Origin of the sequence: Flavihumibacter cheonanensis, assembly GCF_022352215.1 — a bacterium.
Taxonomy (GTDB): domain Bacteria; phylum Bacteroidota; class Bacteroidia; order Chitinophagales; family Chitinophagaceae; genus Flavihumibacter; species Flavihumibacter cheonanensis.
Genome location: NZ_JAKRWF010000004.1, coordinates 1 through 10,470, shown reverse-complemented (window position 1 = coordinate 10,470; position 10,470 = coordinate 1). Strand labels below are relative to the sequence as shown.

The following is a 10,470-nucleotide window of genomic DNA, read 5'->3' as shown; positions in this document are numbered from 1 at the left end:
GTTATTTTTTACCTCCAAAGAATCCCTTGATCATACCGCCCACCATGGAACCCGCACTTAGTGTATTGTCCACCTGCTCGCCAGCCAACTGCTTTTTGAAGTTGTTGACAAACTGGTCGAATACCTGGTTGGATACATCATTGATCAGCCTTGAACCGAACTGTGCCATCATACCGGTTACATTCACTTCCATGGTAACATTCACATCAGTACCACCATCCTTTTCAGAAAGCTGGCCATCCATTTTCATATCCGCGCCACCTTTCCCTTTGCTGTCGGTACCGGTACCTTTGAGCGACATTTTTTTGGTGGCTGCATCTCTTTCCAGGAAAGTGATGAGTCCGTCGTACTTGGCCTTAACCGGACCAAATTTCAGCTCCACTTCCCCCTTGTAATTGTCGTTGTCGATTTGCTCTGTCAACGAGGCCCCCGGTACACAGGTAACTACCTGCGTGGGATTGGTCAGGTTATTCCATACAGCATCCACCGGATGATCTACATGGAATGATTTGGTTATCGTTGTTGTCATTGTACTATGTTTAAATCTGTTAGAAAGAAAGCTGGGCCTGGGCCCAGCTTAAATAGCTCCCTTTTCCTTCAATGCCTTCCACACTTTGAATGGTGTGATTGGAATATCGAGGTGGGTAATACCATAGGGACTCAATGCATCCACAATCGCATTGGCAATAGCAGGAGGTGCACCAACGGTGGGTGATTCGCCCACACCTTTTGCTCCAATCGGATGGTGTGGAGAAGGAGTAACCGTATGACCGGTTTCCCACTTGGGAGATTCAACTGCTGTTGGCACCAGGTAATCCATAAAGGTTCCATTCAGGATATTGCCCGCTTCATCATAGATCAGTTCCTCATACATCGCAGGCGCAATGCCCTGTGTTAAACCACCGTGAACTTGTCCCTGTACAATCATCGGGTTGATGATATTACCGCAATCGTCGATGGCCACAAAACGCCTTACATGAATCGCACCGGTTTCCTTATCAATATCCACAACGCAGATATAAGCACCGGAAGGGAAGGTAAGATTTGGCGGATCGTAGTAATGGGTTGCTTCAAAACCTGCTTCCATGCCGGGAGGATGGTTGGTATAGGAAGCGAACACGATCTCCTGGATGGTTTTCGACTTCTCAGGCGCACCCTTTACAAAGAACTTACCGGGCTCCCATTCCAGGTCATCCTCACTCACTTCGAGCAGGTAAGCTGCAATCTTCCTGGCCTTATCGCGTAACTTACGGGAAGCCACAGCCGCAGCAGCACCAGCAGTTGGCGTGCTTCGGGAAGCATAGGTACCCAATCCGTAAGGAGCGGTATCAGTATCACCTTCTTCGATCTGGATATTTTCAGCAGGGATGCCGAGTTCTTCAGCAATGATCTGTGCATAGGTGGTTTCGTGCCCCTGGCCCTGTGATTTGGTACCAAAACGTGCAATCGCTTTACCGGTTGGGTGTACCCGAATCTCTGCACTGTCGAACATTTTGATACCGAGGATATCAAAGTCTTTAGATGGACCGGCTCCTACTACTTCGGTAAAAGTAGAGAGACCAATACCCATCAATTCACCGCGCTTTCTTTTCTCTGCCTGTTCTGCACGGAGCTGGTGATAATCCACAGTATCCATGGCTTTCAGCAGGCCCTTGTGATAATCGCCACTATCATAAATCCATCCGGTGGGAGATTTCCAGGGGAAGTCTTCTTTTTTGATGAAGTTCTGCAAACGTAGTTCAGCAGGATCCTTTCCAATTTCCAAAGCAAAGCGATCGGTGATACGTTCAATCGCATGCACAGCTTCGGTAACGCGGAAGGAGCAACGATAGGCAACACCCCCTGGCGGCTTGTTGGTATAAACGGCATCACATTCCATATAAGTGGCATCATAATCATAAGAGCCGGTTGCGATGGAGAACATACCCGTCGGGAATTTAGAGGGGTTGGCAGACGCATCTGTATAGCCATGATCGGCGAGGACTTTGAAGCGCGTGGCCAGGATCTTACCATCTTTGGTACCGGCCATTTCTGCCGTGATATGATAATCGCGTGCAAAAGAATCCGCCTGCAGGTTTTCACTCCGGTCTTCAATCCACTTCACCGGTTTGCCAACCAGGAAAGAAACTGCAATGGCGATCACATAACCCGGATACACAGGAACCTTACCACCAAAACCACCACCGATATCGGGAGAGATCACACGAATCTTTTCTTCGGTGAGACCTACATGTCCGGCTACCAGGGCAATTACTGTTCTGATTGCATGGGGAGCCTGGGTAGTCATGTACATGGTGAGGTGATTGTTCACCTTATCGTAATCGGCCACACAACCACAGGTTTCAATAGAAGCCACATGGATACGCGGGATATGCATCTGTTCTTTCACCACCACTTCTGCTTTGGCGAAGACATCATCTGTCTTTTGCTTATCGCCCACTTTCCAGTTCCAGATATGGTTGTCTTTTTTTCCTTCTTTATCGGTGCGTAAAACAGGAGCATCGGGGTCCAGTGATTTGTAGGGATCGATTACCGGTTTCATGGGTTCATATTCCACCCTTACGGCTTCGCGGCCATCACGCGCGGCATATTTGCTGGTAGCGATTACGGCAGCTACTTCCTGTGCCTGGTACATGACCGTGTCGGTAGGTAGTACCATCTGGGTGTCTGACATCAGGGTAGGCATCCAGTGCAGATTGTATTTTTCGAGATCTCTGCCGGTAACCACAGCTACTACGCCGGGTACTTTCATGGCTTCGTCAATATTGATATTTTTGATTTTGGCATAGGCATATGGACTTCTAACGATATCCATATACAGCATACCTGGCAGTTTGACATCATCCACGTATCGACCCTTACCCTGGATGAAGCGGGCATCCTCTTTCCTCTTGAGGGAATGGCCCATACCGCCGATTTCTTTGGAAGTTTTGCATTGTATCATAAAGCAACTAATTGAATCGGTTTTGAATATTATACAAATTCTGGTTCGGTAGAAGGCAATTCCTCTCCGCGGATTTTGGCGCCCGCGTATTGAATGGCTTTCACGATATTGTTATAGCCGGTGCAACGGCAAAGGTTACCCGCAATACCCCAGCGAATCTCATCCTCGGTAGGATTGGGATTCTGAGCAAGCAGTTCAGTAGCGCGCAGAATCATGCCCGGTGTACAGAAGCCGCAATGCAAACCATGGTTCTCTTTGAAGCCTTCCTGCAGGGGAGATAACTGGTTATCCTGTGCCACGCCTTCAATAGTGGTAATAGATTTACCATTGGCCTGAACAGCGAGTACGGTGCAGGATTTGATGGATTTGCCATCGAGTAAAATGGTACAGGCGCCACAGCTGGAGGTATCGCAGCCAATATGCGTGCCCGTTAGGTTCAGTACTTCGCGGATCATGTGGACGAGCAGGAGTCGCGGTTCCACTTCCAGCGTATGTTGCTGACCGTTAACAGTAATCGTTATTTCTTTAAGCATACTATACTAGGTTTTGAAGGTTCATGAATTATTGGCGCGGTTGACAGCCTGGTGAATCATCCGCTTGACGAGGGTGGCCACGATGGAGCGTTTGTATTCTTCACTACCCCGCAGGTCGGAAGAAGGGTTACAATCTTCTGATGCATACAGAGCTGCTTCATTGATGGTTTCTTCGGTTAAAGGCTTACCGATCAGGGCCTGTTCAGAACGTGCAGCACGCAGCGGAACAGGGTTTACATTGGTGAGCCCGATACCTGCAGCAGTAACCACCCCATTATCTCCAATTGTGATTTGAACAGCCACACCGGCGGTAGCATAATCGCCCACTTTTCTTTCCATTTTGTGGTAGGCGCTACCGGTTCCGGGGGGAGGCATGGGGATTCTGATTTCGGTGAGGATATCACCGTGTTGCAGCGCAGTCATGTAGAACCCGTAGAAGAATTCATCGATGGGGATTTCTCTTTCGCCTTCTGGGCCGGTAGCCACAACAGTAGCATGGAGGGCCATCATAACAGCGGGATGGTCATTGGCTGCATCACCGTGGGCCAGGTTACCGCCGATGGTACCCATGTTGCGTACTTGGGGGTCGGCAATGAGTTTGGTAACATCTGCGAAGATGGGGAAATGTTGTTTGAGCAGATCGGAATGTTCGAGTTCTGCTTCCCGGGTGAGGCCACCAATTTTCAGCACACCGTTTTCTTCCCGGATGTAGGAAAGTCCGGGTATGTTATTAATATCAATCAGGTACTCGGGTGTGGCGAACCGGAGTTTCATCATGGGGATCAGGCTGTGTCCCCCCGACAGGATTTTTGCATCCTCTCCATATTGCTGAAGCATGGAGATAGCTTCAGCCAGGGAGCCTGGTGATTCGTACTGGAATGACTGCGGGATCATAGCTTTTAGTTTAGCTGTTTAGATGTTGATTCAAAATCTATGTTTAGCCTGACGGATCAGGCAACTTTTTTCATCATTCTACCGCGAAACCAATGGTTCATTTTCTCCAATAAGCGAAACCTGCGCATGTTGATAGCCACTGCACCCATAATCAGGAGCACACCGAAATAATATAGTGGTTCACCACCTGCGAGCAGCACACTGGTAAGGATGCAGGCAGTACCACCGAAAGCCACCAACAACGCATAGCGGGTACGGGAATCTTTGTAGCTGAGGGCGATACTCAAAATTGCGAGTGAGCAAAAGACAGCAGCAAAGAGAATAGTTGGGGTGGAGGAGTGAGAATTAGACTGGCTAATCGTTTCTCCTTTCCCACAGAGGACAAGGGTGCTGGAAAAGGCAACGAAGCAAAAGGGGCATTTGGGAAGCACTGCCAGCAGAATGCCGGAGAGCAGACCGAAGTCTTTCTTTTTACCCGGGGGAGGCACCGAAACTTGATGGCAGGGACTACAACCCTTTACTTTAGGACGACAGGTCATCTGCTAAAGTTTTTGCAATCGTTAGTAATAATTGTATAAGTTACACTATTCCTGTCTGAAAAAATGTGATATTAATCACATGCCAAAGCCTGTCCGAAAGACCAAAGCCAATCTGGTTGTTACAGTTTGATTGAAACTGTCCTGTTGTTGCTGTTATGAGGGTAATTTGAGCCTAACCAACCTTCGGGCGAGGAGCCAGAAATGAGTACCCTGGGATGGTGCCGTTGAATCAATGTTTCAACAATGTCTAATATAGGAATGTTTTGAACAACAAAAAAAATAATTCCGGTATTTTAAACATTTATTGATCAGGCGCAAGATTGGAGGGGGCGAGGCCAGGCAATCGGTAGCATCCAGGGTAGCTGGGTTTCCACTCAATCAATCAAAAGGAGGACCGATTGGATACAACTAAACTTTGGCGAAAATCAAAAAAAATACTAGTTTACTGTAGTGAAATGGTCTGGCTTCAGTTTTGCTGAACGCAATCATTTTCAATAGTTGGATTAGCACCTACCATTCGGCCTACTTTGTTCGACCATTCGGCAGCAGTTGACCGTTCCGGCACTAATGTTTGACCGTTCTGGCATCGTTCTATCACCGTTCCGGCATCGTTCTCCAACCGTCAGTGAACCGTTCAGCAACCGTTCTTCAACCGATCAGCCTTATAATGTCGGATCCTAAAATAACTATACAGTTTGGATTATTAATACTGTTATACCTATACACCTAAAGTTTGTAAAACCTAAATAGCTATACAACTTCCTCCGTAAGCAACCCAATTCAGCGCCCTTCAACATCATGCAACCCGATTTTATTCAGTTCTTTTGGGGTCTCCAACAAAAAAACCGGATTGCATCCAACAGCAATGGTTAGTCGAATTAAGACTGCTCATCCAGCGCCCAATAACCCGGCGAAACCCCCGACTCCCCTTCTCCTAAAAAAGTATTGATAAAAAGTCCGGCAGTCCTTGCACAGATCCCCGGAAAAGTATAAGTTTAAGCACCTTTCCTTTGATCCCCAATGGGACTCAGGTGGCGAAGCATTGCAGGAATTGAAGAGGGAGGAAGGAAAAAGGTGAATCAATTATGGTGAGGCAACAATACACTTCAACGCACCCCCACCCCCAAATTGTATTGGCGCAACCACAATCTGCCTCACCGCGAAGGAGGCAATTGAAAATGAATAATTTAATTTTAAACGTCCTTCGTCTAATTGCGTAAATAAACGCGTTGGCTGCAAGGCGACCGACCGCCACTGCTTGACAACATTAATTTATAAACCTTTTGTACTTTTCATTTTGACAAATATTAAAATCGTAAACATGAAACAATTATTCATACTGCTGACAATGTTGACATGCTTTAGTTGTAGGAAAGACGAAGTTGTTGACAGAACACCTGAGCTTCTTACGAAAAGTTGGAAAATGACAGCATGGGATGTAATTACGCCTCTACAAGGGACGCCTCTTGCAGGACAATCGCCGAATTGGTATTCACCATGTGGGTGTTACTCAGAAATGCTTTGGACGTATCAACCAAACGGAGATTTAGTAATCAAAGATGCACCTACTTGTGTTCCCTCAGGAAGTTCCGGTGTTTACAACAGCAAGTGGACCTTAGCAAACGGAAATAAAGAAATAAATATAAGTGGAAGTCCTTTTGCCTCCTTTACTTATATCATCGTTAGTTTGAATTCAACAAAGCTTGTCGTCCAGAGAAACGAAAACGTTGGTTATAGTGGCGGAACAATAAATTTATTAATTCAACGGGAATATACTGCTCAATAATTAGGAAGCCCTGCAGCCAACAAGGGTATTGCTGCAAGTGGGGCTCGACGTTGGAGCAATCGACTTTGGTTCGCTACTCGGCAGCAGTTATCGGCTGGACGAATAAAGCCAGGCTTTTAGTTCTTATCTTCAAATTCAAAATAAAACCGGGCAGCAGTTCCGGGCGGGACGATTTCCAAATATCCCACCTGCAGCAATACCTGTTCGTTGCACGCCACTTATCCTGGCCCTAAAGTGCAGCTACCCGGACAAAAATTCGGGCGGCTTAAGTTTCGGGGCGACTTTTGATTAACATACCGAGGACTCAAGCATATCAGAAAGTAATCGTGACAATGAATAGCCAAGTGTGGTATCTGAATTGTGCATTTCATTATTGCTTTGAATCATTTCCTGTGGGCAAGGTACCCCAGGTTCATGGTAGCAAACAAAATAGTAAGGTGGGCAGGTTGCGACGCGACATTTTCTGTAGAATAGCAACACCACCAGCCGCGACTGTGGAATTCCGCTATCAGTGTAACACCACACCCCAATAATTTGAAGGGTTCAAAGTTGGGAACGCGGGGTGCTTGACTAGGTGCAGGATCCAGTGATTACGAATACCACAGCCCTATTATCAAGACTCATAATGAAGCGGTAAGTAGGGTGCAAATAAAATGCAAAGCAAAAGCTGTGCAGTAATCGCGACACGACAACCGGATATTTAAACTAATCGTAATCGTAACATCCGGAGGAAAAGTACAACGAAAATCATTGCATCAGGATTAGTACGCGGCGTGCAACAATGGTATTGCTGTAAATGCGGGCGGGACGACCATAAAACTTGAAAGACCAAAACACCTTTTAACAAACTAAATAATTGGGCATGCTGCGGGGCCGCACTTCAGCAATACCCGGCCGTTGGCTGCTATACAAAACGACCTCACTATGCAAAAGGTGATTACGACATTTATACTTATATTCATTGTGACACAAACTTTTGCACAACACCAAAAAATGTTATCAACTTATTTGTTGACACAATACAACAAAACACTTTATGACAGGACAATTGGAAACAATCCTTGGGGAGTGGGTTTTGGACTTCAAAGCATTATTAACAGCAAATCAAAATTTAAACCAACAATTGAACTGACAGGTGACATTTACTTGGAAGACGATAAGGTTTTAAGACTAAATACTGACGGGTCGACACCAACGAATTACAACGATGTTCTTGGAATGGTAAATCTTTTTATAGGGACATCTTTTAACCCGATACAAAGTGTTTACTTGTCGTTTGTAGCTGGACCAAGTTTTATAAGTGGGCAGACAATGCTAGGGATAAAACCATCATTTGGTTTCTACTTTTCAAAATCACAAAAGTGGACAGGTAAAATTTCGTACATTAATATTTTTGATCGCGAAAAGACAACAAAGGAGGACTTCGGTTCAGTAAGTTTAGGGGTTGGACTTAAATTATTTTGACAGTACAGCAGCCAACAGTCGGTTTGGCAATAATGCCGGCGGGACGCTTATAAATTCAACATTTGATTCGCTATCGATCATCAGTTCATGCCAATGAAAAAGGCCGGGCAATAGAATAAATAAAAGCTTTTTATTATAAATTTAGCAGCGGTTTCGGCTTTAGAATTTCAACTACCGCCATATCGCCAAGCCGTAAACGTTGGCTGCTATTAAATTTGGACACACCCTGCACATGAAACAGAAACCTTATAATTTACTTTTGTGGACAGGACTTATTTTGATTTTGACCTCATTTTTTATTTTGAAACAAAACAATTCAGTTGACATACATCTTCACGACACTTATTTTGTAATTGCTCATACTCATGTTTTTTGGTTGTTAGCAATGTTAGCTTTATTTGTATGGACACTTTATTTATTGACAAATAGAATATTGTATTCAAAAGCTCTTACGTGGACACATGTTATTGTAACAATCTTGACACTTCTACTTTTTGCATTGACACTTTTTTTCGGTGACAGTTTTATGAACCCAACACCACGACGGTATTATGATTATAGCATTTGGAATTCATTTGATAATTACACGACATTTACAAAAGCTATTGGTATAACAATATTTGTATTGCTGTTGGGACAATTTATTTTTGTTATAAACTTAATTGCGGGACTGTTCAAAAGACTGACCAAACGTAAGACTTAACAGCAGCCAACATTGGTATTGCTGCAAGTGGGGCTGGACGTTGAAACTTCGGCTGTTTGCATCGCTGTACTTTGGTTCGGGCAGACGAATATCAATTTGGCTTTTTGTTGTTAACTTCAATTTTATATTTCAATTGGGCGGCGGTTCCGGGCTGGACGTTATAAAATATCCCACCTGCAGCAATACCTGCCCGTTGGCTGCTATACACAACGACCTAACTATGCAAAAGGTGATTACGACATTTATACTTTTCTTCATTGTGACACAAACTTTTGCACAACACCAAAAAATGTTATCAACTTATTTGTTGACACAATACAACAAAACTCTTTATGACAGGACAATTGGTAACAATCCTTGGGGAGTGGGTTTTGGACTTCAAAGTATTCTTAACAGCAAATCAAAATTTAAACCAACAATTGAACTAACAGGTGACATTTACTTGGAAGACGATAAGGTTTTAAGACTAAATCCTGACGGGTCGACACCAACGAATTACAACGATGTTCGTGGAATGGTAAATCTTTTTATAGGGACATCTTTTAACCCGACACAAAGTGTTTACTTGTCGTTTATAGCTGGGCCAAGTTTTATAAGTGGACAGACAATGCTAGGGATAAAACCATCATTTGGTTTCTACTTTTCAAAATCACAAAAGTGGACAGGTAAAATTTCGTACATCAATATTTTTGATCGCGAAAAGACAACAAAAGAGGACTTCGGTTCAGTAAGTTTAGGTGTTGGACTTAAATTATTTTGACAGTACAGCAGCCAACAGTCGGTTTGGCAATAATGGCGGCGGGACGCACTTAAATTCAACATTTGAGTTGTTATGGAGCATCAGTTCAAGCCAATGAAAAAAGCCGGTCAAAAAAATGTAAAAATCTTTTATTTATAACTTTAGCAGCGGTTTCGGCTGTAGAATTTCAACAACCGCCTTATCGCCAAGCCGTAATCGTTGCATGCAATTATATTTGACACCCAAATTTTCAATCAGACATGGGATATAACCTACATATTGTAAGACGTAATGACTGGGACGACTTTGAAGAAGAAAGTAACATATCGCTTGAGGAATGGTTGACTTATGTTCGCTCTGACGATGAACTAGATTTAACTAATGGCTATGAAGTCAAAATTCCTGGAACAGAGAATTCATTCCAAAACGTGCCTGGCTTTTGTAACTGGACAGGACATACAACGAAAGCAACAGATAACATCCCTTGGTTCGACTATGGAAACGGAATGATAAGTACTAAATACCCAGATGACGAAACTATCAAGAAAATGATAGCAATAGCAGAAAAATTAAATGCCAAAGTCCAAGGCGACGATGATGAATTTTACGACATAAATTACTTCCTGAATAGGTCTAACAAGTTTACATCTGACGCGACAAATCGAATAGACAAAAAATCATGGTGGAAATTTTGGTAAGCCCTATCCGTAAGGATTCTAGAAACTGCATGCAACAGTCGGTTCCTATGTATATAGGCCTTTAGAGGGAGTGAAAAAATATCAACTTTTTTCTTTTGAAAGCAAAGGATAGCCAGAAGGGAAATTCCAACCACCCTTCGCCTTCAGAAGTGTGTTTTTTTCCTTACTAC

The 10,470-nt window shown here is 44.1% G+C and carries 10 protein-coding genes; 5 read left to right on the top strand and 5 right to left on the bottom strand.

The window, feature by feature from the left end; translation table 11 throughout:
- Position 1 precedes the first annotated feature (1 nt).
- The 5 genes from MD536_RS16470 to MD536_RS16450 are packed head-to-tail and all read right to left on the bottom strand — an operon-like array spanning position 2 to position 4,910.
- Positions 2-529 (bottom strand): SRPBCC family protein, encoded by a 528-nt coding sequence (locus tag MD536_RS16470; protein ID WP_239602146.1) that lies wholly within the window; start codon positions 527-529, stop codon positions 2-4.
- 48 nt (positions 530-577) lie between these two features.
- Positions 578-2,944, bottom strand: coding sequence for an aerobic carbon-monoxide dehydrogenase large subunit (locus tag MD536_RS16465; protein ID WP_234867698.1), 2,367 nt, complete (start codon positions 2,942-2,944; stop codon positions 578-580).
- A gap of 29 nt (positions 2,945-2,973) precedes the next feature.
- Positions 2,974-3,477, bottom strand: coding sequence for a (2Fe-2S)-binding protein (locus MD536_RS16460; RefSeq protein WP_239602144.1), 504 nt, complete (start codon positions 3,475-3,477; stop codon positions 2,974-2,976).
- Positions 3,478-3,498: 21 nt separating this feature from the next.
- The gene (locus MD536_RS16455; protein WP_239602142.1) at positions 3,499-4,371 is read right to left on the bottom strand and encodes an FAD binding domain-containing protein; all 873 of its coding nucleotides are present in this window, start codon (positions 4,369-4,371) and stop codon (positions 3,499-3,501) included.
- Between the two features lie 56 nt (positions 4,372-4,427).
- A complete protein-coding gene (locus MD536_RS16450) occupies positions 4,428-4,910 on the bottom strand; it encodes a hypothetical protein (RefSeq protein WP_239602140.1) in 483 nt (160 codons plus the stop codon).
- A 1,321-nt stretch (positions 4,911-6,231) separates the two neighbouring features.
- On the opposite strand from MD536_RS16450, the gene MD536_RS16445 reads away from it, so the two are divergent.
- The 5 genes from MD536_RS16445 to MD536_RS16430 all read left to right on the top strand — a co-directional run bounded on the left by MD536_RS16445 (position 6,232) and on the right by MD536_RS16430 (position 10,300).
- Positions 6,232-6,696, top strand: a complete 465-nt coding sequence (locus tag MD536_RS16445; RefSeq protein WP_239602138.1) for a hypothetical protein — start codon at positions 6,232-6,234, stop codon at positions 6,694-6,696.
- A 924-nt stretch (positions 6,697-7,620) separates the two neighbouring features.
- Entirely contained in the window at positions 7,621-8,160 is a 540-nt protein-coding gene (locus MD536_RS16440) for a hypothetical protein (protein WP_239602137.1), read from the top strand.
- A 232-nt stretch (positions 8,161-8,392) separates the two neighbouring features.
- Positions 8,393-8,863 carry a cbb3-type cytochrome c oxidase subunit I gene (locus tag MD536_RS22185; protein ID WP_369075810.1) on the top strand — a complete coding sequence of 157 codons (471 nt, stop codon included), beginning with the start codon at positions 8,393-8,395 and terminating at the stop codon, positions 8,861-8,863.
- Between the two features lie 220 nt (positions 8,864-9,083).
- Positions 9,084-9,623: a hypothetical protein gene (locus tag MD536_RS16435; protein ID WP_239602135.1), complete on the top strand. Its 540-nt coding sequence runs from the start codon at positions 9,084-9,086 to the stop codon at positions 9,621-9,623.
- A gap of 239 nt (positions 9,624-9,862) precedes the next feature.
- Positions 9,863-10,300 (top strand): hypothetical protein, encoded by a 438-nt coding sequence (locus MD536_RS16430; protein WP_234868775.1) that lies wholly within the window; start codon positions 9,863-9,865, stop codon positions 10,298-10,300.
- Positions 10,301-10,470 lie beyond the last annotated feature (170 nt).

Coding starts and splice junctions, on each gene's coding strand:
- MD536_RS16470 (WP_239602146.1), bottom strand. CDS start 529: ATGACAACAACGATAACCAAATCATTCCATGTAGATCATCCGGTGGAT.
- MD536_RS16465 (WP_234867698.1), bottom strand. CDS start 2,944: ATGATACAATGCAAAACTTCCAAAGAAATCGGCGGTATGGGCCATTCC.
- MD536_RS16460 (WP_239602144.1), bottom strand. CDS start 3,477: ATGCTTAAAGAAATAACGATTACTGTTAACGGTCAGCAACATACGCTG.
- MD536_RS16455 (WP_239602142.1), bottom strand. CDS start 4,371: ATGATCCCGCAGTCATTCCAGTACGAATCACCAGGCTCCCTGGCTGAA.
- MD536_RS16450 (WP_239602140.1), bottom strand. CDS start 4,910: ATGACCTGTCGTCCTAAAGTAAAGGGTTGTAGTCCCTGCCATCAAGTT.
- MD536_RS16445 (WP_239602138.1), top strand. CDS start 6,232: ATGAAACAATTATTCATACTGCTGACAATGTTGACATGCTTTAGTTGT.
- MD536_RS16440 (WP_239602137.1), top strand. CDS start 7,621: ATGCAAAAGGTGATTACGACATTTATACTTATATTCATTGTGACACAA.
- MD536_RS22185 (WP_369075810.1), top strand. CDS start 8,393: ATGAAACAGAAACCTTATAATTTACTTTTGTGGACAGGACTTATTTTG.
- MD536_RS16435 (WP_239602135.1), top strand. CDS start 9,084: ATGCAAAAGGTGATTACGACATTTATACTTTTCTTCATTGTGACACAA.
- MD536_RS16430 (WP_234868775.1), top strand. CDS start 9,863: ATGGGATATAACCTACATATTGTAAGACGTAATGACTGGGACGACTTT.